This window comes from Micromonospora sp. NPDC005194, assembly GCF_040608335.1.
Classification (GTDB): Bacteria; Actinomycetota; Actinomycetes; order Mycobacteriales; family Micromonosporaceae; genus Micromonospora.
Genome location: NZ_JBEXIA010000012.1, coordinates 47,379 through 73,089, shown reverse-complemented (window position 1 = coordinate 73,089; position 25,711 = coordinate 47,379). Strand labels below are relative to the sequence as shown.

21 protein-coding genes are annotated in these 25,711 nt (G+C 73.9%); 5 read left to right on the top strand and 16 right to left on the bottom strand.

From position 1 onward, the window contains the following. Positions 1-118 precede the first annotated feature (118 nt). Entirely contained in the window at positions 119-649 is a 531-nt protein-coding gene (locus ABZU53_RS13110) for a tyrosine-type recombinase/integrase (RefSeq protein ID WP_354855680.1), read from the top strand. Positions 650-664: 15 nt separating this feature from the next. Here ABZU53_RS13110 and ABZU53_RS13105 read toward each other — a convergent pair whose 3' ends face one another. The 11 genes from ABZU53_RS13105 to ABZU53_RS13055 all read right to left on the bottom strand — a co-directional run bounded on the left by ABZU53_RS13105 (position 665) and on the right by ABZU53_RS13055 (position 12,047). Next, complete coding sequence (locus ABZU53_RS13105; RefSeq protein WP_354855681.1) at positions 665-826, bottom strand: hypothetical protein; 162 nt, start codon at positions 824-826, stop codon at positions 665-667. A gap of 486 nt (positions 827-1,312) precedes the next feature. Continuing rightward, positions 1,313-1,693: a DUF4913 domain-containing protein gene (locus tag ABZU53_RS13100; RefSeq protein WP_354855682.1), complete on the bottom strand. Its 381-nt coding sequence runs from the start codon at positions 1,691-1,693 to the stop codon at positions 1,313-1,315. After that, positions 1,687-3,120: a glycoside hydrolase family 19 protein gene (locus ABZU53_RS13095; RefSeq protein ID WP_355065880.1), complete on the bottom strand. Its 1,434-nt coding sequence runs from the start codon at positions 3,118-3,120 to the stop codon at positions 1,687-1,689. Before ABZU53_RS13095 ends, ABZU53_RS13100 begins: the two co-directional genes overlap by 7 nt. A 4-nt stretch (positions 3,121-3,124) precedes the next feature. After that, complete coding sequence (locus tag ABZU53_RS13090) at positions 3,125-4,873, bottom strand: TraM recognition domain-containing protein (RefSeq protein WP_355065878.1); 1,749 nt, start codon at positions 4,871-4,873, stop codon at positions 3,125-3,127. Continuing rightward, a complete protein-coding gene (locus tag ABZU53_RS13085; RefSeq protein ID WP_354855685.1) occupies positions 4,870-6,624 on the bottom strand; it encodes an ATP/GTP-binding protein in 1,755 nt (584 codons plus the stop codon). Before ABZU53_RS13085 ends, ABZU53_RS13090 begins: the two co-directional genes overlap by 4 nt. Beyond that, complete coding sequence (locus ABZU53_RS13080; RefSeq protein ID WP_354855686.1) at positions 6,621-8,120, bottom strand: SCO6880 family protein; 1,500 nt, start codon at positions 8,118-8,120, stop codon at positions 6,621-6,623. The genes ABZU53_RS13085 and ABZU53_RS13080 overlap by 4 nt, the downstream gene beginning before the upstream one ends. Positions 8,121-8,140: 20 nt before the next feature. Further along, positions 8,141-9,682, bottom strand: coding sequence for a hypothetical protein (locus tag ABZU53_RS13075; RefSeq protein ID WP_355065876.1), 1,542 nt, complete (start codon positions 9,680-9,682; stop codon positions 8,141-8,143). A gap of 1 nt (position 9,683) precedes the next feature. Beyond that, entirely contained in the window at positions 9,684-10,421 is a 738-nt protein-coding gene (locus ABZU53_RS13070) for a hypothetical protein (protein WP_355065874.1), read from the bottom strand. Between the two features lie 3 nt (positions 10,422-10,424). After that, complete coding sequence (locus ABZU53_RS13065) at positions 10,425-10,793, bottom strand: hypothetical protein (RefSeq protein ID WP_354863163.1); 369 nt, start codon at positions 10,791-10,793, stop codon at positions 10,425-10,427. Positions 10,794-10,860: 67 nt separating this feature from the next. Further along, positions 10,861-11,547, bottom strand: coding sequence for a hypothetical protein (locus tag ABZU53_RS13060; protein WP_355065872.1), 687 nt, complete (start codon positions 11,545-11,547; stop codon positions 10,861-10,863). Continuing rightward, positions 11,544-12,047 carry a hypothetical protein gene (locus ABZU53_RS13055; RefSeq protein WP_354863165.1) on the bottom strand — a complete coding sequence of 168 codons (504 nt, stop codon included), beginning with the start codon at positions 12,045-12,047 and terminating at the stop codon, positions 11,544-11,546. The genes ABZU53_RS13060 and ABZU53_RS13055 overlap by 4 nt, the downstream gene beginning before the upstream one ends. Positions 12,048-12,346: 299 nt before the next feature. Here ABZU53_RS13055 and ABZU53_RS13050 point away from each other — a divergent pair, with 299 nt between their 5' ends. Continuing rightward, positions 12,347-13,309, top strand: coding sequence for a hypothetical protein (locus ABZU53_RS13050; protein ID WP_355065870.1), 963 nt, complete (start codon positions 12,347-12,349; stop codon positions 13,307-13,309). 64 nt (positions 13,310-13,373) lie between these two features. Here ABZU53_RS13050 and ABZU53_RS13045 read toward each other — a convergent pair whose 3' ends face one another. The 3 genes from ABZU53_RS13045 to ABZU53_RS13035 all read right to left on the bottom strand — a co-directional run bounded on the left by ABZU53_RS13045 (position 13,374) and on the right by ABZU53_RS13035 (position 16,643). Further along, complete coding sequence (locus ABZU53_RS13045; protein ID WP_355065868.1) at positions 13,374-14,660, bottom strand: ricin-type beta-trefoil lectin domain protein; 1,287 nt, start codon at positions 14,658-14,660, stop codon at positions 13,374-13,376. Positions 14,661-14,894: 234 nt separating this feature from the next. After that, a complete protein-coding gene (locus ABZU53_RS13040; RefSeq protein WP_355065866.1) occupies positions 14,895-15,977 on the bottom strand; it encodes a zf-HC2 domain-containing protein in 1,083 nt (360 codons plus the stop codon). 99 nt (positions 15,978-16,076) lie between these two features. After that, positions 16,077-16,643: a sigma-70 family RNA polymerase sigma factor gene (locus ABZU53_RS13035; protein ID WP_354863117.1), complete on the bottom strand. Its 567-nt coding sequence runs from the start codon at positions 16,641-16,643 to the stop codon at positions 16,077-16,079. Positions 16,644-17,062: 419 nt separating this feature from the next. Here ABZU53_RS13035 and ABZU53_RS13030 point away from each other — a divergent pair, with 419 nt between their 5' ends. Beyond that, a complete protein-coding gene (locus ABZU53_RS13030; protein ID WP_355065864.1) occupies positions 17,063-18,652 on the top strand; it encodes a ricin-type beta-trefoil lectin domain protein in 1,590 nt (529 codons plus the stop codon). A 56-nt stretch (positions 18,653-18,708) separates the two neighbouring features. On the opposite strand, the gene ABZU53_RS13025 is transcribed toward ABZU53_RS13030, so the two are convergent. After that, positions 18,709-20,199: a S8 family serine peptidase gene (locus ABZU53_RS13025; protein ID WP_354863121.1), complete on the bottom strand. Its 1,491-nt coding sequence runs from the start codon at positions 20,197-20,199 to the stop codon at positions 18,709-18,711. A gap of 140 nt (positions 20,200-20,339) precedes the next feature. Between ABZU53_RS13025 and ABZU53_RS13020 the strand changes: the two genes are divergently transcribed. After that, complete coding sequence (locus tag ABZU53_RS13020; RefSeq protein ID WP_355065862.1) at positions 20,340-22,454, top strand: hypothetical protein; 2,115 nt, start codon at positions 20,340-20,342, stop codon at positions 22,452-22,454. Here ABZU53_RS13020 and ABZU53_RS13015 read toward each other — a convergent pair. Continuing rightward, positions 22,379-24,034, bottom strand: a complete 1,656-nt coding sequence (locus tag ABZU53_RS13015; RefSeq protein WP_355065860.1) for a hypothetical protein — start codon at positions 24,032-24,034, stop codon at positions 22,379-22,381. The genes ABZU53_RS13020 and ABZU53_RS13015 overlap by 76 nt on opposite strands. 832 nt (positions 24,035-24,866) lie before the next feature. Here ABZU53_RS13015 and ABZU53_RS13010 point away from each other — a divergent pair. Then, positions 24,867-25,631 (top strand): hypothetical protein, encoded by a 765-nt coding sequence (locus ABZU53_RS13010; RefSeq protein ID WP_355065858.1) that lies wholly within the window; start codon positions 24,867-24,869, stop codon positions 25,629-25,631. The last annotated feature ends 80 nt before the right edge of the window (positions 25,632-25,711 follow it).

The following is a 25,711-nucleotide window of genomic DNA, read 5'->3' as shown; positions in this document are numbered from 1 at the left end:
GCGTGACACTGTGAGCAGGCATTAACGAGCCCGGCGGCGACAATGCGTAGCGCTCGGTTCGCGGCAGGTGCGGACGTCGAAGGCTGCGGTGTTTGGCTTCCGAGCGACCGGTCATGGTGTGGACCCCGCAACAGGCGGCGCGTTCCTCGACCACGCCGAGGAGCACGACATCGCCCTCTACCCACTGTTCGCGCTCATCCTTCACCGCAGCCTGCGCCGCGGCGAGGCCGTCGGACTCACCGACACCGCCGTCGACCTCGACAACTCCCTGATCAGCGTCACCCAACAGATGGCCACCCAGGGCTACACACCCGTGATCAAAAAGGTCAAGTCCGAGTCCGGCAACCGGATCATGGCCAGAGCCAGCATCACCCGCGTCATCCTGCGCGCCCACGACCTGCGGCACTGCGCCGCCACCTACCTCAAAGCCGCCGGCGCCGACCTCAAAGACATCCAGGAACTCCTCGACCACTCCTTCGCCGCCGCCATGACCGACGTCTACACCTCGGTCATCGCCGAACTCGACGTCAAACGCGCCAAAGCCGAAGCCGCCACCGAGGATGACCTGCCGTTGCTCGCGTTCGACGTCGACGCCGCGTCCTGGCGGTCCTTCGTGGACCTGGCCAAGCGGATCGGCCCCACCGGCTGACCCCCCACGACGGGCTCAGGCCGACGGCTTAACCGGGGGCCGCACGCCGAGCCACTGCTCGGCGTCCCAGGCGTGGAACCGTTCCACCTCGGTGAACCCCAGCTTTGCCGCGAGGCGCATCGAGTTGACGTTGGCGGACTGGGTGGTGAGCAACCACCGGCTCGCCGGGAAGGACACCGCCGAACCAGTCGAGCGCCGCCACGCACGTCGCGGTGGCGTACCCGAAACCCCAGGCAGGCGGCAGGAACAGGTAACCGAGATCGGCCTTTCCCACGGGCCGCCGGACGACGATGCTCCGTCGCGCGCCAAAGCGGGACCCGGCCGATTATCGCCCTGTCGAGGTCGACGACGAAACTCCCTCGCCACCGTGCGGGCACCTCGGGCAGCTCGCACTCAAGCTCGTCCGACGACCGGGGCCACCGAGGTAGGTGTGCCTCCGGCGACGCCAACAGCTCGATGAACGTCGACCGGTCCCGGGCCTCGGACGCGCGAAGCACCAGTCGCTCGGCCCGGATCGGTTGGGGCGGCCAGGCGACGGGTCAGATCTCAGTCATGCCGAGCATCCAACCAACGCTCGCCGCCACCGCTACCTAGGCGGCATCGGCCCGAAGGACGGCCGGCCCCCCGGCGGCCGTCCTTCGGACGGTTCTCCCGGCGGGTCGCTCAGTCGTCGCGCTCGACGTAGGGCCGGTCCTTGGGCCGGTGTCCCCCGGGCTTGCAGCCGGCGAACGGTCCGTTGGGGTTGCGCAGCGCGTCCATGGTCGGCCAGAGGTGGTTCTGGTGCCAGAGGGCCGGGTCGGTCGGCGCCGCCCGGGGGCCGGTACGTTCCTGCCAGGCGAGCCAGAGCCCGTGCAGGTAGGCGATCGCCTCCGGGTGTTCCCGCCAGCGGGGGCACCAGGGCGCGCCGGAGGTGACCTCGCCGCCGTAGACCGGGAGCAGCAGACCCTCCACCCAGGAGGTGAGCCGGCGCAACTCCTCGGCGTACTCGGGTCCGTCTAGGTAGAGGATGAAAAACGGCCTCGGCGGCGGCTCGTCGGTCAGCACGTCAGCGTCCCCTCGTCACCGGGGTCGACGCCGAGCGCGGCGGTGAACCGCCGGTACGCGTCGACCCGCGCCCGCACCAGCGCGGCGTTGCCGCCGCCGCACTCCAACGCCCCGTTGATGCTGCGGATCGTCTCGCCGAACCCACCGCCGCCGGTGATCGCGGCATGCGGGGTGGTCGTGCCCGCGCCGCTCTGGGTCATCCAGAACCAGAGCGCGGTACGCCATGCCACCGCCGGGTCAGTGGCCACCAGGTCCGGGTTGCCGAGCAGGTCCAGCCCGAGCGCGTCGCCGGCCGCCTTGTAGTTGGTGTTCCAACTGAGTTGGATCGGCCCCCGCCCGTGGTAGGCGCTACGGCCGGCCGGGCAGCCGTAGGGCTGGCCGCCGTCGCAGTAGGTGCCCCACGCGGCCCGGTCGATCTCCTCGACGTGGACCAGGCCGCCGGACTCGTGGTCCACGTTGGCCAGGAACGCCGCCAGTTCCCGCTTGCGGGTCGCCTCGTCGCCGGTGCCGGCGAAGTCGGGGAACGTGGCCATCGCGTCGGTGAGCCCGGCGTACGTGTAGAAAGTGTTGCGGTCGGGGAACATGGTGTCGAACGTCGACCCGGTCAGCAGCGTGCCCTCGTCCCCCGTCACCACGCGCTTCTTCGCCCCGGCCCCCGGCGACGCCGTCGGTGTCGGCAAGGCGGTGGACGTGTCCGTCCCGCCGATGGTGTAGCGGGCGAACAGCCCGCGCACCCGCAACGGGTAGCTGTCCAGCACGATGACCGGCATGCCGCCCAGCGCCTTCACCGCCTCCGTGCCCTGGTCCCAGGCCATCAACGTCAGCGTGAGATGGTCGCCGACGACCGTCTTCTCGTCCAGCATCCGCTGGGTCTCCTCGGCCAGTTGACAGAACCACCGGGCGTGGGCGTGGATCGAGTCCTCCGGGTCCAGCGCCGAGGCCTCGCCGCTGTCGTCGTCGTCCTTGCCGTAGCGCTCGAACACGTCGGGGGTGAGCTGGGACAGCCCCTTGCGGCCGTCCTGACCCTCCTTGTCCGCGTCGAAGTCCGACGCGTACTCGATCTGGGCCGCGAGGATCACGGGGGTGAGCAGGTCGCACTCACGGGCCGCCTCCCGGATCGGCGCGACCAGGTCCGCGTCGGGCACGCCCGACTCCTTGAACCCGCCGCGGCCGTCGCCGCCGGCGAGTTCGGTGAGGACGCTGCCGCCGGCGCCCGGGCCGAGCGTGCTGTCCGGGTCCGGTGAGTACGAGGTCATCTGCGAACCGCTGAGCAGGATGACGACCACCAGGACGATCAGGGCCAGCGCCGCCATCGCGGCCAGCGGGAGCATCCCGACCATCGAGATGATCAACCAGGTGATCTGGGTGGCGCCGAACCGGTTCGTCGCCGTCTGGTGCGCGGCCCGCGCGGCCGCCAGCTTCGACACGCCGTCACCCGGCCCGCTGGCGCCCGGCCGCAGCCCGCGCCCGCGCGGTGACCGCCTCCGCCTCGGTGCGGGCCGCCGCCGCGATCGGCCCGGCGTCCGGCTCCTTGTACCAGGGACGCAACCGGATCACCGCCGGCCGCACGCCGGTTGCCAGCAGCAGCGCGGTGCCCTTCGGCAGCGCCCGGATCCGGTCCGCCGGCAGCACCTGCTCCTGCCGGTACGACACCGACCGGGACGAGCCGTCGCGGGACCGGGAGTAGGTTGGCGTGCGGACGTCGTGCTGGCCGATCAGACGGGCCACCTTGTCCACGAAATCGGCGTCGTCCAGCCCGGCGCCCAGCAGCTTGACCGTGGCGGCGCCCCACAACGCGTCCATCCCCGCCTCGCCCCAGACCCGTACCCCCTGCCGGTAGCTCTGCAGCAGCGTCACCACGCTGATGCCCCGCGAGCCGAGGTGGCTGTAGAGGTCGGGCAGGTCGGCGATGCGGCACACGTTCGCCGCCTCGTCCAGCACGGCGGTCATCGGCGGGTCCAGCCGGCCGCCCATCCGCTCGGCGGCCACCACGCCGGCCCGGACCACGGCGTCCGCTAGGCCGGCGATCACTCCGGCGGCCGAGCCGCCGCCGTCCTTGGACAGCAGGTAGAGCGTGTCGCGGCTGAGCACGTGCTCCTCCGGGACGAACTCGGGGCGGTCCGGGTCCGGACTGACCCAGGCCAGGATCTCCGGGTCGAGCAGGCAGGCGACGCACTGCCGGGACGTCTCGTAGATGCCGTCGCGGGTCTCGACCGCGCCGCGTACGGTGCCCTGGAGCTGATCGGCCATCGCGTCCAGGCCGGCGTCGCGCAGTAGGTCGACCGGAGTACGGTCGCCCGGGTCGGCGAGCCAGGCCAGCATCTCCCCGACCGTCGCGCCGCCGTGCGAGGCGGCGAGGAAGAGAGCGGTCAGCGTGTTCTGCGCGGCGGCGATCCAGAAGTCCCGCTTCGACGCGTCGTCGTTGACCGAGCTGACGAAGTGGCCGGCGAGCCGCCGCGCGCCCTCCAGGGTGCGGCAGCCGCCGAGCAGGTCCCACCACATGTCGCGCTCGGTGTACGCGACGCCCTGCGGGTCGAACGTCCACACCCGACCCACCCGGGCCCGCTCCTGCCGGGTGACCAGGTAGACGTCCGACTTGTTCGAGGTGAGCAGCACCGCGCCGGGCGCCCGCAGCACCCGGGGGATGGCGATCCCGGTGGATTTGCCGGCCCGCGGGGCCATCAGGTCCAGCTCCACGTCCTCGTACGACGAGCGCAGCTCCGGCCCGGACGGCAGGAGATCGCCGAGCAGGTTGCCGGTGTCGTCGGGGCGCAGGCGGGCGGCGTCGCGCAGGGACGGGCGCAGCTCACGGGCCCGGGCCTCGGCCGCCTTACCGGTCATGGCGCGCAGGTCGGCTGCGCGGGCCAGGTTCGACGACTGGCCGAGGCGACGGGCGACGGCGCGGGCCGCCGCGACCACCGGTGCCGCGACGGCCGGGACGAGCACGACCGCGCCGCCGTACACCAGGGCCGGCGGCACGCCCGGCCAGACCGTCCCGACACCGCCGCCGAGCAGGCTCAGGTAGACGTCGAGGCGGAACGGCGGCGGATGCCAGCCGTACCCGCCGACGGCGGTGGCCAGCGTGCCACCGAGCCACAGCAGGACGAAGGCGGTGAGGTTGATCAGCGCGAGCGTCGGGATCAGCCAGGCCAGCAGGTCTCCGCCGGTGCCGCGCTTCACCGGGCACCCGCCCCGGGAAGGTCGCCGGCCGTCACGGCGCGCACTACCGCGGCGCGTTCGGCCAGCATCCGCTCCGCGTCGCCGTTGGCGATCCACCGCGTGTTCGTGTCGTGCAGGTGCCGCTCGGCGTCCGTGATCGCTACCCGGATCGGGATGCCGGGCCGCCCACCGACCTTGATCAGAAACCGGCCTCGGCCGGGCGGCTCCTCGTTGGCGCCGTCCTGCGCCCAGCCGGCCGGCGAGGACCAGGACGAGACCAGGTCGATCTCGCGCCGGGAAAGCCCCACCACGCGGCCCAGGTCCTCCATCTCTGCCTTCGGCAGCCCGGCGCAGGCGACCATGCCGGCGCGCTCCACGAAACCCCGGGCCTTCGCCTTGTCCGCCTCGCTGCCCAGGGCCTCGGCGTCCTTCAAAGTGTGGGTGATCTTCGCGTCGGCGAGCCCGAGCGAACGGTTCAACCGGGTGAGCGCGTCGATCCGGTCGACGATGCCGGAAGCCGCCCGCAGCGGGCGCCACAGCTCGTCCAGCACGGTGAAGAACCAGCGCCGGGGCGCCAGGCCCGCATCCGCCAAGGCGTGCGACGCGGACACCGTACCCAGGCCGTCCGACCAGGCCGCGAGCATCGCGGCGGCGGTCAACTGCCCGTCCGCCTCACCGATGCGGGAGATGTCGATGCAGACGGCGGTGGCGTCCGGGTCGATCCGGGTGGCGGTCTCGGAGGCGAAGGTGTCGCCGAGCGGGCCGTCGAGGATGCCGAGCAGCGACCGGTGCAGCGGGTCGACGGCGTCACGGTAACGCGACTCCTGACCCCGGTCGAGCGTGACCTGCCGGACCCGCGGCGGCCCCGCCTCCAGCACCGCGAGCAGGTCCGGCAGCCGGTACGTCCGGCCCGGCGGCGTGGCTTCGCGCAGGTGCCGCAGGCAGGCCGAGAGCACCGACTGCTCGTGGTCGCTGATCGGCACGCCCCGCACGATGGTGAGCAGCGCCGCGACCATGTTCAACACCCGGCCGTGGGTTTCGGCGGCCAGCGCCTGCCCGGCCTGCCCGCCGATCCGCGCGGCGGCGGCGCCCATCGCGCCGGGGTCCAGCACGTTGAGCCCGCCGACGCCCCGGGCGATGGAGATGACCTGCCCGCCGAGCGCGCGGACGGTGTCCGCGTAGTCGGGCTTCAGGTCGCCCAGCACCAGAGGGACGACGCCCTGCGCGGCCAGGCCGATCAGCATCCGATTGATCAGCGTGGACTTGCCGAGACCCGGCATGCCGAGCATGAACAGCGACGGGTTGGAGATGTAGCGCGCCCGGGTGAACCAGTTGAGCGGATCCCCGCACACCGTGGCCCCGGTGCTGATGTGCTGGCCGAGCGGGACCCCGGTCATCGGGGCGCCGGAGCCGGACGCGAACGGCCAGAGCCCGCACGCCTGCACGGTAGTGGCCCGCCACATGGTCGGCGGGTCCAGCGTGGCCACCCGTCCGCCGCCCACGACGGGCGACCCCCGGTGCGGCACCTGATCGGCGCGGTCAGCCCGGGCCAGCCGCTGCCGGTACCGCTGCTCGGCGGCCTCCTCCGCAGCCCGCCGCCGACGCGCCCGGCGCAGCGCCCGCGGGGTCTGCTCGCCCGTCTCGTCGGGCTCCCGGTCCTGCGCGTCCACGTCCGGCACCACCAGACCGGACATCGCGGTGACCGGTCCGGACGTCATCCGGGGCCAGCCCGCCCCGAGATCCAGCAGCCGCACGCCGTCGCCGCCCGTCACATCGCCTCCTGCAGGTCGTGCGGAACGAACGCCTGCTCCCAGGGCAGGATGCCGACGGGCAGGGCGCAGGTGAACGCCGCGGCCTGCATCCGGTCCGCCGGGCGCATCGCGATCCGGGTGGCGCCGAGCAGGTTCCGCATTGTCACGTTGGCGTCGCGCACCTCGGCGGCCGAGTCGACGGTCAACGTCACAAGCATCGAGAACTCGACCAGACCGGCGCCGGAGGCCTCCTCTGCCGCCGTCTGCTCGGCCGCCTGGATCTCCGCGACCGCGCGGGCCCTGACCAGGCCCTTCGTTGAGTTCGCCATGAACTGGGCGGACCGGCGGTCCGACTCGACGATCCGGGCGGAGGTCGCCGGATCGATCGGACGGTAGATCAGGGCCACCCGCTTGCGGCGGATGCCGGCGGCCGGGTCGAGCAGGCTGCGCAGGATCCCGGAGCGCACCACGCCGCGCGGCGCCATGGTCAGCAGCCAGCTCCGGGACACGCCGGAGTCGTGCTGGTAGGCGGTCACCGACTCGATCGCGGCGGCCGGCCCGGCGTCGTCCCACTCCAGCCCGGTGCCGCCGTGCTGGGCGCGTACGTCGAGCACCTCGGCCGAGACGGCCGGGTCGTAGGCGACCCGGACGACCTCGGCGATCCGCTCCGCGGACAGCGGCTCCGCCGACCCGCCGCCGGCCGCCACCAGCCCGTTGAGCACGCCGTGAAGCCGCAGCCCCAGGTCGGCGAGCATGGTGTCGTCGTCGCGCCGGGCGCCGCCGGGCGCCGAGTAGGTCAGCGTCAGGTAGGTGTTCATCTCCGAGGACGCGTCCGGGTAGTTGCGCACCACCTCCTCCATCACCGCGCGGGCGGCGGGCGGCGCGTCCGGGGAGATCCGGCCCAGCACCTCGGTGGCGAGCCGGGTGCCGGGGTCCGGCGCGGTCTCCACCACCACCGAGGCGCCGCGCAGTCCCGGCTCGTGCGCCAGCCGGGACAGCCAGTCGCCCCACAGCGCCACCCACGTGTCGACCTGGTCCGGGTCGACCAGCGACCCGCCGTCCGGCTCGCAGCTGAGCACGATCGTGTACTGGTGACGGTTGGGGTGGTGCAGCACGCCGAACGGGCGGTCGTACGGGTCGCGCCCCTCCAGCATGACCGCCCGGCTCAGCAGGCCGGGCGGGCGGAACCGTCCGCCGGGGCGTGTCGACAGCGGCCCGGAGACGTAGAGGTGCTGCCGCTTGGACTTGCGGCGCAACCAGCCCACCCGGACGCCGACCATCTGGAAGACGTTGCGGCCGTCCGGAGTGCGGATCGCCAGCGGCGCCAGCGTCAACGCGAGCGGCAGCCCCACCACCAGGGCCGCGTCCAGCGAGATCATGGACGCGAGCAGCACCAGCACGAGACCGCCGAAGAGGCCGACGGTCCCGATCAGGCCCAGCGAGCCCAGGCCGGCCTTGCGGGGGCGGCGCCAGTTGCCGTACGTGAGTGTCTTGATCTGTTCGGTTGCCGTGGTCATGGTCGTCCTCCTGGGCCGGCCTAGTCTCGATCGGGGTCCGGCAGCGCGCCGCGGGCGATGCCGGCGGCGTGCCGGTGGGTGCCGGCGACGACGCCGGCGCTCTTCTGCACGGTCCAGGCGGCGGCGCCGACCGCGCCGCCGACGACCCGGCCGGCCGTCGACGCGACGCTGCGCCCGCCGCCACCTGCCGACCCGCCACCGCCTGCCGCATCGCTGCCGGACGGCGGGCTACTCGCGGGCGCCGGGGTGCTGCTCGCGGGGGTGCTGCCGGATGCCGATTCGCTCTCGGGCGCCGGTCTGCTGCCCGACGCCGGCTCGCTACCGGACACCGGCTCGCTACCGGACGCCGGTTCCCCGCCGGACGCCGGTTCCCCGCCGGACGCCGGTTCCCCGCCGGACGCCGGCTTACTCCCGGACGCCTGCTGTCCTGCGGACGTCGACCCGCCACCGCCGGCCGTGCCCTCGGCTGTGGACGCCCCGTCGGGCGTGGAGGCGCCCTCGGCCGTGGACGCCCCGTCGGACGTCGACGCCCCGTCGGCCTTGGACGCGCCGTCGGCCTTCGACGCACCACCAGCCTTGGACGCGCCGCCCCCCTTGGACGCCGCGCCGGTGGGCGCGCCGCCGCTCGGCGCCCTGGCCGCGCCGCCGCCACTCGAACCGCCGCCACCGGCGATCCGCTTGGCCCCGCTCGCCACCGCGCCCGCGCCGGCGGCGCCGGCGGCGACACCCGCGCCCACGCCGTCGGACGAACCGAGCGCCGCCATGGCCGGCACGATCAGTCGCATCAACGCCGGCAGCGCGACCGCGGCCATCAGCAGGATGGCCGCGCCGGCCAGCTTGTAGTGCTTGGCGTCGCCGTCGACCGAGCCGATCATCGCCGCCCCGGAATACATGATCAGCCCGACCACCGGTTTGAACGCCAGCCAGGCCACCATCCAGGCGATGTGCTTACGCCACCACCCGCCGCCCGACTCGGTCATCGACGCCGCGGCGGCCAGCGGCAACGTGCCGGTGAGCAGCACCATCGCGCCGAGCCGCAGGTACATCAGGATCACGTGGATGCAGCCGGCGACCAGCAGCAGCAACCCGATGATGATCAGCAGGAACGCGGTGAGCCCGTCGGTGCCACAGTTGGCGATCAGTTTGAGCTGCGCCTTGATGCCCTGGTCGTACAGGTGGTCGCTGTAGTGGTCGGCCTCGGTGGCGAGCAGGTTGAGCACGGTCCACGCGGCACCCACGGTCAGGATCATGCGGACCAGGCCCGACAGCGCCGTCCACAACGCCTGTCCCCGCCGTAGCAGTGCCATCCGGAACGCCGCGGCCAGCAACGACGCCACCGCGATGGTCACCACGAGCCAGTCGGTCTGCAGGTGGATCTGGTCGTTGATCTTCTCGTCGCCGAGCGTCGGCACGTCGCCGAGGTTGGCGAACAACTCCACCGCCGCGCCCATGATGGCGCCCGCGATGTCGCTGAGGATGCCGTCGATGCCCCGCTCGAAGAAGCCGACGACCTGGCCGATCTCCCCGATGTAGACGGCGTCGCCGGTCGCGCACTCAGCCATCTCAGCTCTCCTTCCACAGCACGAAGCCGGCCAGCGAGAGCACCGGGGTGACCGGGCCGTAGAGACCGCCGGAGCTCAGCGGCCGCAGCCGCCAGTCCACGCCGTTCCAGTCCGCCGTGTAGTCGACCGAGAAGTAGCGCGCCGTCGCCTGCCGGACCAGCACCCGGACCACGGCCGTCCGGGGCGTGTAGCGCACCACGAGGAACCCGGCGAGGCGGTTGGAGGTCTGCGGCGGGCCGCCGTCCTCCAGCGACTCACGCATCGCGTCGAAGTAGTCCCGCCCGAGCCCGGGCACGAGCTGCTGCCGGCTGACCGTACGCCAGTCCGGGCCGCTCATCTGCCGGGAGATGGTGTGCACCGCCAGCACCGCGCCCATCGGGGTGTGCGCGAAGCACCAGCGCAGCGGCCCGGTGGCCTTCAGCGGCCCGGCGGAGGCGGAGAACGGGGTCTGCGCGCCGTTGAGCGGGTGCCACGTGACGTCGGTCGGCGCCGCGTCCGGGATCCGCTGTACGGCGTCCACGGTGCGGCAGCCCTGCGGTCGCGACCCGTCCGGCGCGAGGCCGCCGATCACCGGCCCGGACGCGGGCGCGGCCCGGGAACCGGCGTCCCCGCCCCCGTAGAACGCCGCGCCGACGCCGGTGCAGAGCGCCAGCACCACGAAGGCCGCCGACACCTGCCATCGACGGTGCCGCCAGAACGGCCCCTCCTCCGCCGGCCCGGATTCGTGTCGCGCGCGCATGCGTCAGTTCCCGTCCGCCTGGCCGCCGGTGCCGAAGACCCAGGTCACGATCGGGCCCGCGGTGGCGACCAGGATGCAGCCGCCCAGCACCATGCCCAGCCGGCTCATGTGCTCCGAGCTCTCACCCCGCTTGTGTGAGATCGCCATCACCGCGCCGGTGATCAGCACACCGAGGACGCCGGCCGCCGTACCCGCCCAGGCGACCAGGCCGAGCGCCTGCTCGACCTTCGTGGCGAGCTCACTGGGCACCGAGTTTTCGCCGGTCGCCGGCTGCGGCACCCCGCCAACGAAATCGCCGCCCAGTTCGGGCGCGGGACGGATCCCGAACGGGATCCGAACCAGACCGCTGTAGTAGATGTCGGAGAGGGCCATTGGGTGCTCCTTCAGTGCTGGGAAAAGGGGTTGGTCAGTCGGCCGGGGCCGGGGCCCGTCGGGGTGGTCACTGGCTGAACCCGAGCGCCTCGACGATCGGCCCGGCGGTGGTCGCGAGCAGGCACGCCGCCATCACGAACGCGATCTGCTTGGTGTACTCGGTCCGCTCCTCCAGCGCGCCGCGCCGCAACTGCGAGGCCAACGTCATGCCGGTCAGCAGCAGACCGAGCACCGCGGCGGCGCTCACGCACCAGGCCATCAGCGTCAGAAGCTGCACCACCGGGGCGTTCGGGTCGTCGACGGCCACCTGGTACGGCTCGATCGACGGCGCCTCGAAGCTCTTCTTGTTGATCGCGTTCTCGCACTTGAACTTTCCCGCGTACAGGGCGCCCTTGAGCGTGCACGAGTGCGACCCGGTGATGTCCACGTTGTCCTTGGTCCGCGAGTGGCCGCTCAGGTCCACCAGCATCTCGACGTCCATCCAGACCGTGTCGCCGTCGGTGAACTCGGCGGTCAGGTCGAACGACCCGTCGGTCGAGCCCTTCTTGCCGGAGCAGACCCGGTCGCCGCCACCGGCCGGGTAGGTGTTCACCGTGGTGGTGGTCTTCAGGCAGATCTTGTAAAGGAACGCCGCGTCACCGCCGTCCACCGTCACCGTGTAGGTGCCCGCCGCCGCCCATGCGGCCGGCGCCGGCCCGAGCAGCGCCAGGACCAGGGCGGCGACGACCCAGCCCGCCCGGCGGGTCCGGCTCACCGCGACCCCCGCCCCGGCCGGGCCTCCACCAGGGCGGCCAGCCGGGCCAGCTGGCGCGGCGGACGCTTCGGTTCCGCACCCACCCGGTACGACGGGACCCACGGCACCCGGTGCACCGGGGCGATCGCGCGCAGCAGCCGGATCCGGCCGAGAAGCGGCGCCGGCAACCGGCCCGGGGCGTCGGCGATCAGCACCACGCCCACCAGCCGCATCCCGGCCGGGTGCCGGCCCTCCCGCATCGCGTTCAACGCGCGGGAGACCGCCCGCAGGCCGTCGAGGCTGGTCCGCCCGACCACCGCGACCCGGGCCGGCTCGCCGATCGCCGCATCCGGCCACCGGCATCCGATGTCGGTGCCGCCGAGCAGGCGGGTGAGGGTGGAGGCGCCGGCGCCGCCGTGCGCGCCGATCCAGCCGATGCCCTCGTCCGAGAGGACATCGCGGTGTCGGATCGGACGCTCGTCGCGCTCCCGTGGTCGCCGCAGCATCACCGGCTGGCTCATCGTCCGTCTCGCCTCCCTGTCTGCTCGCCGTCGTCGGTCGCCGGCCGCGCCTGCGGCGTCTCGGCGGCGCGGGCGGAGCGGTCGACGGCCGCTCTACGACGCGACCGCCCACTCGGTTCAGCGCGGGTTCGAGGTTTTTTCCAGCCGCCGCCCGGCGGAGAAATCCGGGGGCACGGCTGAACCGGGGCCGGGGCCGCCGCGTAGACGGTGCACCGCGATCCGTGGGAGGGAGGCGGCACACCGAGCCGGCGGCGAACCGCCGGTTGGCCCAGCACGAACCAGCGCTCGAAGGAGTGACCATGTCCGACCCCAGGTACGGCTACGAGCCGGATCCGCTGCAACGCGCCCAGACGTTCGCCGGTGCGGAGAACGACTACGAGATGGAGGCTGCGGACCGGCACTACAGCCTGCCGGTCAACCCGTACAGCCAGGCGGCGTACGCGTCCACGTCCGCGTCCACGGCGCCCCCGCAGTTCACCGACTCGTTCAACGGAGGGCGGCGGGTGTCGCCGCCCGCCGCCCCGGCCCGTTCGGAGCGGAACTCCGCCGCGCGTGGCTCCGGCGCGAGCCGGAACTCCGCCGCCGCCGACCAGCAGGTGGGGCGGCTCCGCCGCCGGTCCACCTACGTCGCCACCGACCCGGACGCGCTCGTGCGGACGGCCATGCAGGTGGGTGCCGTCACCACGCCGGCGCCAGTGGAGCCGCGACGCGGCAGCCAGGTGCGGCCGGCCAACCCGGACCGTCCGACCGAGAGCGAGGCGCGGCAGGGCGCCAAGAACGCCGGCTTCACCGGCCTCACCCAGTTCAAGGAGTACATGAACACGTACCTGCCGCCGGGTGCGGAGTTCACCGCCGGCTCGTTGAGCGCCATCTCCGGCGTCCTGGAGGGCTGGGCGGCGCGCGGCACGCAGATCAGCGCGTCCGCCGTGACCGCCTTGAAGTCCGGTGTGGAGTTCATCGACGCCGCGCAGAGGGGTGACTGGACGAAGGCCGCGGTGCACGCCGGGAACCTCAGCGGCCTGGGCATGAGCATCGCCGGCACCGCCGCCAATACCACCCAGCTCACCGCGGCCGGCGGGTTCGTCACCGCCGGCGCCGCGCTGACCAACGCGGCGGTCGACCAGCGGCGCTCGGCGATCCAGCAGCAGTCGCAGAACGTCGACCTGGAACGCGGGCGGACCAGCCCAGGGTCGAGTACGGGCCCGGCGGCCAGTTCGTCGAGCGCGGCACAGGGTCAGGCGCCGGCACGCGGCCGGAGGTGACCGCTCGACACGACCGGTGGGCCCGGGTGAACGATCACCCGGGCCCACGTCGCTTCCGGCCGGCTCAGCGACCCGTCTCGCGCCAGTTCTGGTTGCTCTGGCTGGCGGCGCACTCCCAGATCTGCAACGGCGCGCCGTCGTCGGAGTTCCAGTCGCGCACGTCGAGGCACTTGCCGGAGTTCGGGTTGCGCAGCAGGCCGCCCTCGGCGACCCAGACCTGCGCCGGCCCGCCGTTGCACCAGGCGAGCTGCACCTTGGCCGCGTTGTCCCGGGACGCCCACGCCACGTCCATGCACTTGTCCAGCACCTTCAGCGTGTCGCCGGACCCACGGGTGAACCGCTGGCCCGGGGTGCCGTTGCACTGCCAGAGCTGCAACCGCACGCCGTCGGCCGACTCGCCGCCCGGCACGTCCACGCACTTGTCCGCGTAGCCGCGCAGCGCGAAGCCGGATCCGGAACGGTCGGCGGGACGCTTCGCGGGCGGGGTCGACGGAGTGCCGCCGTTGCGGAACGTCACCACCACCTCCGCGCAGCCCGGGCAGTTGTAGACCGTCTCGTTGCCGGCGACCCGGTCGTGGGTGGACCACAGGTAGGCGCGCGGCCCGAACGGCAGCAGCGCGGCGGTGTACGCGCTCTCCGCGTCCCGGTTGGGGTTGACGCAGTTCACCCGGTCGCCCCGGGCCGGGTCGCGTACGGCGTGCGCCTCCGGGCAGGCGGCGAGCATCTGCCCGGCGGAGCAGTCCCACCGCGCGCAACTGCCCGCCTTCTCCGGGCGGGGAGCGCCGGGCGCGTCGATCGTGATCGTCGTCGACAACGCGTCGACGTAGCTGACGTTGTACCAGGGCGCGCCCGCGTTGTTCCGGTCGAAGTTGAACTCCGCCAGGCTCACCGGCTCCGCGCCCCGCTCGCACCGGTCGGCGAAGGCGCCGCAGTCACCGACCAGGCAGCGGAACGAGCCGTTCGGGTCGCCGCCGCAGCGCTGACGGGCGAAGAACCGGCCGCGCCAGTGGCCGGGCTCGCCGGCATCCGGGATGACGATCGTGCTCGACTCGCCGGGGCGCAGCGTGGGCAGGCCGGTGATCGGCCGCGAGCCGTCCCCGCTCTCGCCCGCGCCGATCCACAACGTCTCCGCGGTGCCGTTGACGAACGTCACCCGCTCCCCGGTGGCGGCGGTCGCCCGCCCGCCCGGCACGCCCACGATCAGCCCGAGCGCCACCAGCACCACGGCGAGCAGCGCGGCCCTGCGTGCTGGGCGGGGGCCCCGGTTGACGCCCTCGGATGGGCCCGGGCCCCCGCCCGACACCCCGGCCCGCGTCCCACGGGTCGACGACGATCCGGTCCTCACAGCCATGTAGCCCTCCCTCGGCCTGGCAGGGACGCGCCGCGTCCCCCGACGGGTGCGGCAACCGCACGGCGACATGACGGCGCGGGAGAGCCTTCGGTTCAACGGGAAGTGCGGCGGATCGGTCGGAGACCATCTGTCCCGCACCACAGGATCGGTGTAGATCTTGGAAGGAAAGCGCCCCGATAGGGGCCGTTCGGTACCAAGATCTGTGAGCCGCTGGCCGCGAACAGCCTTCCGTCCTCAGCGCGAGATCGGCGCGGTGACCACCGAGGTGCCGTCGGCGAGGCCCACGCCGACGAAGGAGAGGTCGTCGACCGGCGGTGACAGCTCGCCGGTCACCTCCTGCGGGCCGGCCGAGGCGGTCCAGTCCCGCACCTGGTGGGTGACCCCGTCGCGGGTCACCGCGAAGAGCCGGTAGCGCAGCCCCGGCCGCAGCCCGGTCGCGGTGATCCGGATCGTGGAGCCCCTGCCCTCGTGCGTGGTGATCGACACGGAGAGGCTGATGCCCTGGCCGGGTGCCTCACCGGTCGCGGTCAACACCAGGTCGTCACGGCCCCCGCCACCGACTGTGGCCACGATCCCGCCGGTCAGCACCGCGAGCGCCAGCACGACCGCCCCGCCCCAGAGCAGCAGCCGACGGCGGGCGGACAAAGCCCGGGGGCGGCCGCCGGACGCCCTCCCCGGCCCGGTCGCGCCGGCGCCGCCCGGCGCACGCCCCGGCCGGACGCCCCACCGCCGCGCCGGCCCGCGACCGGCCGCGGCGCCGCTCGGGCCCGCCGTCCCCAGGACCTCGGTCCGGGGTACGCCGGTCGGACCCGACGCCGACGCCACATCCGGCACGCCGGCCCGGGACTCGCCCGAGTCCGACGCCGACGCGACATCCGGCAGGCCGGCCCGGGACTCAGCCGGGCCGGACGCGGTGTCCGACAGGTCACCCGGTTTCGGCGTCGGGTCCGAGGCCGGCGGGGTGGTCGACGTGCCGGGCGTCGGGTGGGCCGACGACCGGGGCGCCGGATCGCGGCCCGGCGGGAGTGCGTCCTCCGGTCCGGGCGCGGGACGCGGCGGAAGGACGGAACGCGGCGGAAGGACGGAGGCGGGGGGCAGGACGGAGGCCGGTGGGAGGGCGAACTCGTCCCAGTCCGCCGCGCTGAGTCCGCCGAGCCCGCTGGTCACCCCGCCCAGGTCGCCTGCGGCGGCGAGGCACTCCCAGCAGCCGGCCAGGTGCGCCTCGAAGGCGACGCGGTCGGTCTCGTCGAGCGCGCCGAGCAGATAGAGCGCCAAGGCCTCGTGCTCGGACGTCGGGTTCTCACCGCCGGTGCGCATCACGCCCCCTTCCCGACCCGACAGAGGGTGCGCCGGAGCGATGATCCGGGACACCGCGCCGGTGCCGGGGATCGGACGAGTAGTCGCCGGGACGTGACATCAGGCCGACTCGATCGGGCCGATCGCCGCGTGCAGCGCCCGCACCGCGTAGTACGTCCGCGACTTTACCGTACCCTCGGGTATGCCGAGCCGCTGCGACGCCTCCGCGACCGAGGCGCCCTTGTAGTACATCTCGATGAGGACGTCGCGGTGCTCCGGCTTGATCTGTCGTAGCGCCAGGCGGACGGTGTGGGCGGTGACCACCCGGTCCATCTCGTCCTCGGCCGTGGTGAGCCGGTTGAGGTCGGGCACGGCGACCTCGGGCGGCCGGGCCTGCCGGGCCCGGCCGGCGTCGACCGCCACGTGCCGGGCGACGGTGTAGAGCCAGGGTGCGATCCGGCGCGGCTCCTCCGCCAACGTCCCCAGGTTCCGCCAGGCCCGCAGGAAGGTCTCCTGGACCAGGTCCTCGGCCAACTCCTGGCGGCCGAGGACGAGCCGGGTGATGAAGCGCAGCAGCGGTTCACGGTACTGCTCGTGGATCCAGCGCATGAGGCTCTCCGGCGAGCCCTGCCCGACGGTCTCGCCCGGCACTCCGGGTTCCACCGCCTCGTTGGGCACCGCCGACACGGAACGCCTCCCCCTGACGTGTGGGGCGTGCCCGCCCGCCCGGCCCGGCACGTCGGCGCCGAGCCCCTCTGAGGGAAAACAATAGCCGTACTGATCGGACGGTGCCGTGGGCCGGCGGACGGCGACCAGCGTGCCGGCGCTCATCGGACGCGGCCCGACCGGCGGCCCGAGGTCACCGTGCCCACGACGGCGCTGGTCGGGCCCGCGCCGGGCGGGTGGTGGCGAGTCGACATCGAACACTCCGATCGGCGATCCGGCAGCCGCGGATCGGTGCGCCCGGCGGCGGTCACGTTGACGGCTCGGTGTGCCGGTCGGTTCAATGGCGGCCGGACTGGAATCGGATCCGATTCCGGTCGGGTGAACCGAGGACGTCGCGCATCCGTCACGCCTGGCGACGTCATCACCGGAAGGGAAGTCCCGTGACACCCGATCTTCCTGGCCTCCGATCCCGGCTCGCTCGGATCCCGCGTCGTGTCGTCGCCGCCATCGCGGCCGGCCTCGCGGTGCTGTGCATGGTGGTCGCCTCCGTGAGCTGGGGCATCGCCACCGCCCGGGATGACAAGCTGACCGGCCGTACCGTCTCCGCCGAGCACCTGACCGCGATCCGGGCCGCGGCTCGGTCCTGCCCCACGCTGACCCCGGCCCGCCTGGCCGGGCAGCTGATGACCGAGTCCGGCCTGGACGGACGCGTGAAGAAGACCACCTCGGGCGGTCGCGGCTTCGCCGGGCTCGACGACGACCGGTGGAAGTCGTGGGCGCCGTGGCCGGGAGCGGACCGCACCGACACCGCCGCGAACATCCTCGCGCTGGCCCACCAGATGTGCGACCTCAGCGGGCAACTGCGGCTGGCCGGGATCCCCGGTGACCCGTGGCGGCTGTCCCTGGCCGCGTTCCACACCGGACTCGACCAGGTACGCGAGGCCAAGGGCGTGCCGTCGGCCGCGGTCGCGTACGTCGACGACGTCAGCCGCTACGCGGCGTACTACGGCGAGCTGACCGCGTTCGGCGGCGCCGGCACCGCCCGCCCGGACCCGGAGCGCCAGCAGCCCCGGGCGGTGCCGTCGAGCTACGTACGCCTGGTGGTGCGCGCCGGCTCGGTGTGCCCGGAGGTGCCGCCCGCGGCGGTGGCGGCGCAGCTCATGGCGATGTCCGGCTTCGACCCGAACCTGCTCGGCGACGACGGCCGGCGGGGAATCGCCCAGTTCCTGCCCGAGGTGTGGCGGGCGCACGGGCCGGCGGGCGCCTCGCCGTGGGACCCGCAGGTGGCCGTGCCGGCGGTCGGCGCCGCGGTCTGCGCGTTGCGGCGTGACCTCGCCGGCCTCGACGGCGACCCGGGCCTGCTGGCGCTGGCCGCCTACCGGAACGGACCTACCGCGGTCCGGCAGACCGGCGGCGAGCTGGACGACGCGACGCAGGCGTTCCTGCGGCAGGTGCGGGAGTTCACCGACTTCTACGCCCTCGACGGCCGGCTCCGGGTTCCCTCGGCCAGCCCGAGCCCGTCGCCCAAGCCCTCGTCGCCGTCGCCGACGCCGACGCCGACGGCCGCGTCCCCCGCGCCCCGGCCCAGCGCGACGCCGTCGGCCCGCCCGTCCGCCGAGCCGGAGAAGCCGGCCCCGCCGAAGCGCCCGAGCGGCGCGAAGCAGCTCGTCGGCAAGGAGACCGGTCTCTGTGCCACCGGCGGCACCGGCGATGGCGTACCCGTGGTCCTGCGGCCGTGCAAGGAGGACCGGCTGCAGTGGTGGACGTTCGGGTCCGACAAGACCGTCCGGGTCAACGGCCTCTGCCTCGATGTGGCCTGGGGCGAGAAGCGCGACGGCGCGCCGGTGCAGACCGCCAACTGCAGCGGCAACCCGGCCCAGAAGTGGGAGTGGATCGAGTATCAGGGCATCCGGTCGCTGTTCAACCGGGAGACCGACCGCTGCCTGGACGTGGACGGGCACGGCGACGGCGCTCCGCTGAACGCGTGGACCTGCGTGTTCAATCCGAAGCAGACCTGGTCGCTGCGGTAGCCGCCCGCCCCCGGTCACCCGCTCGGGATGACCGGGGGCGCCGGCCGTCGTGCGGGTCAGCCGGCGTACCGGCGGCGGCGCATCCGGAACACCAGGAAGCCGCCCGCGCCGAACGCCAGGGCGAGACCCAGGAGTACGGCGAACAGCGTGCCCCCGCCACCGCGGTTCGCCTGGGCGGCGGCCGGGTCCCGACCGCCCACGGAGGGCGCCACCGAGGCAGCGGGGTTGATCATGCCGGAGCCGTACCGGGAATCACCCTCGGCCACCTGCCCGCCGACCGGGTCGGCGGTGCCGCGGATGCGCTCCTTCACCTGCGCGGCGGTGAGATCGGGCTGGGCGGCCCGGATCAGCGCGGCCTCGCCGGCCACGAACGCCACCGCGAACTCGGTGCCGGTGTTGCCGACGACCTTGCCGCCGCCCACGCCGAGCGTCGCCACCTCGATGCCGGGGGCGACCACCTCGACCGAGCCGTCGAGATACTTCTCGGCGAGCTGGCCGCCCGCGCCGACGCCGCCGGTGAGCACCAACGCCCCGCCGCCGGATCCGCCGCGCGGCGACGGAAGCGTGGTGGGTTTGACCGGCGCACCCGCCACCACCACTACGTCGTGCTCCAGCGCGGTGGCCAGCGACGCCGCGACCGCCGGATCGGCCAGGTCGACCCGGGAGCCGAGCGCGACCACCGAGGCACCCGTGCTGACCGCCACCTCGATGGCCGTCGCCGCGTCGGCCGGCCGGGCGTCGCCCGAGGAGCGGACCATCCGCACCGGCACGATGGTCGCGTCCGGCGCGAGGCCCACCGGGCTGCCCTCGACGCTGTCGTCGGCGGCGATGATGCCGGCCATCGCCGTACCGGAACCCAGGCAGTCCTCGTCACCGCGCCCGTTGCCGACGGTGACGTCCGCGCCCACCGCGACCCGGCCGCTGAGCTGCTGGAGCCCGGCGTCGACCCCGCTGTCGACGACGGCGACCTTGACCCCGTTGCCACGGGTCAGGGTCCACGCGCTGTCGGCCGCCATCCGCAGTTGCGCCCACTCCGACCGGCCGCTCGACGCGGTCGTGGCGGTGCACCGCGCGGCCGGGCCGCCGCCACCGGGAGAGCGCGAGGCCGTGTGACTGGGGCTCGGCGACGGGCTGCCGTCCGGCCGTACGCTCGGCGAACGCGCCGGGGTGGGGCCGGCGGACGGCTTGCGGGGGGCCGGCAGCTGTCCGTACTCGACGCCCTGGCCGGCGGCGTCCCACGGCAGCACCAGGTACCACCCGGCCTTCAGGGCGGCCGGGTCGGTCAGCCGGCCCCCGTCCGGCTGGACCCGACCGGTGTTGAGCTGGTAGATCTCGGCGGACCGCTCGCCGCTGCCGAGGAAGCGCCGGGCGATCTCGGTGAGATTCTCCGGCTGGCCCTGGTAGCGCGCCGTGACCAGGTAGTACTTCACGTACGGCTCGGTGTCCGGCGCGGACCCGGCGGCCGAGGGCCGTGGCGCGGCCAGGATCGCGCAGCCGACCATCACCACCACGAGCAGTCGAGCAAGGATGGAGTGCTTCGCCAGCACCGGGTTCCCCTTCCGTCACCGCGGCCCAGACCGATCAGCCGTCACCGTCTATTGCGGATCAGCGGCGACTTCGTTCAAATCAATCTGAACCAGATTTCCATGGCGCCCGTCATGGAGAACGCCGAGGGTACCGGCCCTCGATGTCGGGCAGCTCCGGCCGCCGGTGGGGCGTCGGTGGAACGAAGGCGGGGACGGTGGTGACAGAGCTGGCGCAGGCCATGGACGGCCGGGGGATCGACCGGGTGCCGAGCACCCGCCGCTTCGACCCGCGCCGGCACCGGCGGGTGCCCGGCCTGCTGGATCTCTGGCTGGTCTGCGGTCCCCGGGGGCGGCCGGCGTTGCCGGGCGAACCGGACCGCCCGCTGGACGCGCCCGCCGTGGCGGACCTGGTGCGGCGCACCGGGGACGTCGCGGACGACGTGCGGATCCTCGCTGACGACGGCGCCCGCCACGCCGAACTGTTCACCGAGGTGGCCGGCCTGCTGGGGCACGACGTGCTGGTCAGCCCCGACGGCGCGGACATCCGGCAGGTGCTGGCCGGGCGCGCCCCCGACGCCGACGACGGCCCGCTGCACGCGCTGCCCCTGGACCGGGTCACCCGCCAACCGATGGACTGGCTGGTGCTGCAACCACCCGACCTGGCAACCCCGCTGCCCGGCTGGTTCGCCATGAAGGACGGTCTGGTCCGGCCCCGGACCGGGGTGGTCAACCTGCCGTTGGCTACCGGTGTGGCGTTGGCCACCCGGGCGGACTTCGTGGCCCGCCGAGCCACCGCCCACCGGCTCGGCGCCACCATGTCCGAGCTGGTCACGGTCTCGGTCACGGCCCGCTCCGGCGGCTTCCTGATCGGCGACTACAGCGGCACCCAGCAGGTACGCGACGCCGGGCACCTAGCCGCGCTCCTCGGCGACCTGCCGCTCTACGGCGCCGACCTGCGGCTGTGGCTCACCTGGCCGTCCGAGCCGGACGAGCAGGCGAAGCTCGTCACCCAGGCCGCCGAGCTGGCCGAAACCACCGGCGCCACGGTCTGGACCCCACCGCCGGGCGGCCGGGCGGAACTCGTCGGCGACCACCACGACCTGCGCGCGCTCGACGCGGCGGGTGGCGTGACGCAGTGGCAGGCCCACCGACCGCGCTACGCAGACAGCCCGCCGGCCGTCGACGCGACCCCCGACGGCCTGCTGGTGCCCCGCTCGTTGCGACAGCGCATCGTGGTGGCCGACGCTCCGGACGGCGACCGGCCGGTGGACACCGCGTCGGACGACACCGCTCCGTCCAGGGCCACGCGGGCCGGCACCCCGCCGGAACGACACGAGGCCGCCCGGCCGGCGCCCTCGGCCCGCCCGACGCTGGCCGCCGAGACCCGCCGCGCGGGCCGGTACGGGCCACCGTGGCTGCGCCCCGGCCAGCAGGTCAACGTCACCGCGTTCGAGGCGTTCGTGCCGGTCACCGGCGACCTGGAACGGGCGGCGACCGACGGCGTACCCAGCGCGGAGCTGTTCCTGGTCGCCCACCTCGACCCGCGGTCCGCGCCGCACCGGTCGGACCTCCTGCGCGTCCGGATCTCCCCGGGCGGCGCGATCCCGGTGCAGGTGCTGCGCTCCCACGTCCCGGCGCGCCTGCAGTATCTGCTCGGTGCCCCGGACACTTATCTGCTGCCGGCCGGCCGGCTGGAGCGGGCGCGCGTGCGGGACGGATTCCGGGCCACCGACGACGGCGGGCTCCAACCCGTCGACGGGCTGGACTGCGGGTCGCTGCGGATTCGGTCTGCGCCGGCGAGCGCGTCGAGCGGTGGGCTGCCGCACGACGTCAGCCGGTGGCCGGCGCACGGCACCCGGCGGGCGTACGCGCTGTTGCCGGCGCGGTCCCGCGGCCTGGCGCCGGGCTGGTTGCCGCTGTCCCGGCGGCGGCCGGCGGCGCGGGCCGGGCGGCTGCTCGTGGAGGTGCGGGTGCCGCGCGGCCGGACGGTCGACGTCGAGGCCACCGCCGACGCCCTCGCCGCCCTGCCGCTGGCCCGCGGTCGCGCGGAGCGGCTGCGGCAGGCGGGGGTCGACCTGATCCTCACCAGCCGCTCCTACGACCGGGTCCAGGTGGACCGGGTCCACCGGGCCCGGGACGGGGTCTGGGAGGCGGTGTCCGGGCTGGCGGGTGGACCGCTGCCGGTGGTGCTGCGGGGCGTTCAGTCCCCACCGCCCGCCTCCCCGTCCCCGTCCCCGTCCCCGTCCCCGTCCCCGTTGTCGTCCACGTCGAGCTGAAGCGACCAGCGGCCGGCCGGGACCGGACCGACCACCACCGGCACGCACCGCCCCCCGGTGGCGGCGGCGAGACCACGCGCCCCGGCCGGCGACGGGCCCTCGACGAACACCACGGACGGCTCCGGCAGCTCCTCGCCCGGCCCCGGCGGCTCGGGCAGGCCGGGCAGCCGGCGGCAGCCGGCTGCCATCCCGCCGCCGAGCGTCTCCCCCACGACCGCCACGCCGATTCCGGCGGCGGAGAGCCCTCCGGCCAGGGCTGCGGCCGCGCGGCCGCAGACCGCCACCGGACCGACGAGCGTGAACACGTCCGGCACCCGGGCGAGATCCACGTGCAGCCGCCACGGCCCACTGCGTCCCAGCACCAGCGGCAGCACCGCCGGCGGCGCCACCTCCCCCGGACCCAACCAGGCGTACGGCGGCGCGCCGCGCCCGGCCGCCACGCCGACCAGCCGGACCCGGGCCGGGCCGACGTCGGTGTCCAGGTCGGCGGTGAGGTACGGCGCCTCGTCCCCGGCCGGCAGCGGCGGGCGCGGCACATCCGTCGAGGCCTCCATCCGGGCCGGCGTGCCGGCCGGACGCGCCACGTCCGCCTCCGCCGGCGTGGCGCGCCGCTCGTTGTCGGAGGCCTGGACGACCCGTCCGCCCACCGATCGTCCGGTCGCGGCGGAGGGCCCAGGCGACTCGGCTACGGAGGCCGGCCGGGTTCGCGTGGCCACGGACGACGCCTCCACCGGGGACGGCTGCGGCGCCTCGTTCGCCGGGCCGGACGCCGTCGTGTCGTCCTGAAGGAATGAGGTGGCTGCTCCGTCCGTCGAGGACGGCGCGTTCGCGGGAAGCCCGTCCGGTGTCGCGGGCATGTCCGTGGCCGGCGCGGCAAGCGGCGCCCTCGCGGCGTCGGCGGGAGCGGGCGTGTGGTGCCGCTCAGGCGGCCACGGCCCGTCGTCGCCGGCCACCGGCAGGCCACGACCGGAGCGGCCCGGTCGCAGCAGCACGATCGCCGCCACCGCGAGCAGCACCGACAGGACGCCCGCGCCGACCCGGATCACCAGCGGGTCGAGGCCGGCCGGGGTCGTGGGTTCCTGCCGCCGGGGCGCGGCGACCTCCGTGGTGGCCGGAGGCCGGGCGGGCGCGGACGGCGGCACACTGCTCGGCGCGGCCGTGATACGGGGCGGCGCGGCCGTGGTGGGCGCCGAGGCGGACCGCTGGGCGGGCGGCGTCCTGGTCACCGGCGGGGTGGGGCGGGCCCGGGGCCGGGGCAGCGGGCCGATGCGTACCCCCTGGCCCTTGGCGTCCGGGGGCAGGACGAGCACCCAGCCCGGGTTGAGCACCAGGCCGTCGGTGAACGTCTCACCATCCGGCTGGGCCCGACCGGTGTTGAGGTCAACGATCTCCCGGTACCGGTTGCCGTTGCCGAGCGTACGCAACGCTATGGCATAAAGGTATTCCCGTTGCCCGTCGACCGGCGGGCCGACCACGTAGTACCGACCGGTCTCCGTCGGCGCGGCATGCGCCGGACCGGTCGGCACCAGCCAGATCCCGACCAGCACCAGCACCGCCTGAACGGCCCACCGCATCCGCACCCGTCGCCCTCCCTCTCCACCGACACCTCATCCTGCCGTCCCGGCTCACTACGGACCTGGCCGCCGGCGGTTCAACGGTGATCGCGCCCGGGCCGGCGGGCCGCCGTCACGGGGAGGTAGAGAAGCAGGTATCAACCCGAGCCAGCGACTGTTCACCGTCTGGCCCACGATCCTCGACCGTCTTCTCCCCGGAGCCCGGCACGTCCCAGGACCAGGTAAGGACAGGTCTTTCCGGCGCGACGAGGCGGACCTCGACAAGGCGCTGCTGCCCAAGCGGCCGGATGTGGCGCTCTGGCCAGGCCGGGAGTGGTTGCGCGGCCTGAGTCGGTGGTTGGACGCGTACGCCCCGCGCCCCAGCCTCTGCGATCGACTCATCTTGTGTCTGGGCTCCATGAGGCTGACTTTCACTCCCGCCGGGGCAGTCCAGCAGCGGTTTCGGGCACGGTGACATCCGGCGCGCTGGACACAGACGAGATCAGCGATGATGACAGGGCGGGCAGGTTCGCTTCGGACGATCAACAAGGCGTAGAGGAAGATCGAGGATCATCCGAGCTGTCATGCCAACCCCATCAAGCCGGACACGCCGCGACTTTGCCGGGGCCCTGGGTCCTACTTCGACCGCTTGCGGCGTCCGGGCCCACCGCGGTGATCCGGCGAACACGGCGGTGCCCACTGCGGCAGCGTCGACGTGGATGTGGACGCGGCCGGCCGTGCGAGTGTCACCCTCCTTCGCATGACACGACTGTAGGCGTCGAACAGGGTCGACCACAGACCCCAGGCCGTCGTCCGGGTCGACCACTGCACCCGGCTGGTGGCAATGCACACTGGAGTTATGTTGACATTCGTGGCGGCCATTGCGGCGTTCGCTGGCGGCGCGATAGCCGGCGTCATCGCCGACGCCGTGGTGGACAAAGCCCATCGCATGAGACGCTACGTGGCCGCGTTGATCGTGGCTCTCGTTGTCTTCGGCGGTATCCAGGCGGTAGCGCAGCTTCGGTCCCAACCGGATGCCGGCACTCCCCCCCAGGACGCGGGTCGGGCGATCCCACGGGGATCGACCACCCCACCTGCCAGCGCGACATCGACGCAGGCGACGCCATCTACGCCGGCGACCACGGAACCACCTCCGGTGATGGCTACCTCCCTGCTCGACTTGCCCGCCGTCGACGAAGACACCAACAGCAGCATCGACCTCGACGAGCCCGGCACGGTGGAAATCAACGGCACGACGTACGGCCACGCACTCATCTATCAATGCTCGCTCTACTGCGACGGATCTTCTCCGCAAGTACGCGAGGTGACTCTGGGTAAGAAATTCAGCCGATTCAGAACCACGGCGGCCGTCCTGGACACCAGCACCGGCAAGTACCGAATCGACATCACGCTGGACCGGCACCCGCCCAAGACGTATACCATCACGCCCGGGAACCCCGCATCGATCAACATCAGCGTGGCCGGCATCTCGCGATTGCGGATCCAGTTGTACGCCCCGGGAAAACTAAAAAGCCCGTTACAGGCGGGCGTCGACGTCGCTGGCGGCAATAACGGCGGCGGTCTGCCCGGCATCGGCCTCGGCGACCCGATTCTGCTCCCCTGAGCGCACCTACCGGGTACCCGGCGGCCCGACGTTCCGGCCGCCGTGGGCGAGCAGACCTGGTAGGCCCCTCAGCGCACGCT

Coding starts and splice junctions, on each gene's coding strand:
- ABZU53_RS13065 (WP_354863163.1), bottom strand. CDS start 10,793: ATGGCCCTCTCCGACATCTACTACAGCGGTCTGGTTCGGATCCCGTTC.
- ABZU53_RS13080 (WP_354855686.1), bottom strand. CDS start 8,120: ATGACCACGGCAACCGAACAGATCAAGACACTCACGTACGGCAACTGG.
- ABZU53_RS13045 (WP_355065868.1), bottom strand. CDS start 14,660: ATGGCTGTGAGGACCGGATCGTCGTCGACCCGTGGGACGCGGGCCGGG.
- ABZU53_RS13050 (WP_355065870.1), top strand. CDS start 12,347: ATGTCCGACCCCAGGTACGGCTACGAGCCGGATCCGCTGCAACGCGCC.
- ABZU53_RS13020 (WP_355065862.1), top strand. CDS start 20,340: ATGTCGGGCAGCTCCGGCCGCCGGTGGGGCGTCGGTGGAACGAAGGCG.
- ABZU53_RS13055 (WP_354863165.1), bottom strand. CDS start 12,047: ATGAGCCAGCCGGTGATGCTGCGGCGACCACGGGAGCGCGACGAGCGT.
- ABZU53_RS13010 (WP_355065858.1), top strand. CDS start 24,867: ATGTTGACATTCGTGGCGGCCATTGCGGCGTTCGCTGGCGGCGCGATA.
- ABZU53_RS13075 (WP_355065876.1), bottom strand. CDS start 9,682: ATGGCTGAGTGCGCGACCGGCGACGCCGTCTACATCGGGGAGATCGGC.
- ABZU53_RS13040 (WP_355065866.1), bottom strand. CDS start 15,977: ATGCGCACCGGCGGTGAGAACCCGACGTCCGAGCACGAGGCCTTGGCG.
- ABZU53_RS13070 (WP_355065874.1), bottom strand. CDS start 10,421: ATGCGCGCGCGACACGAATCCGGGCCGGCGGAGGAGGGGCCGTTCTGG.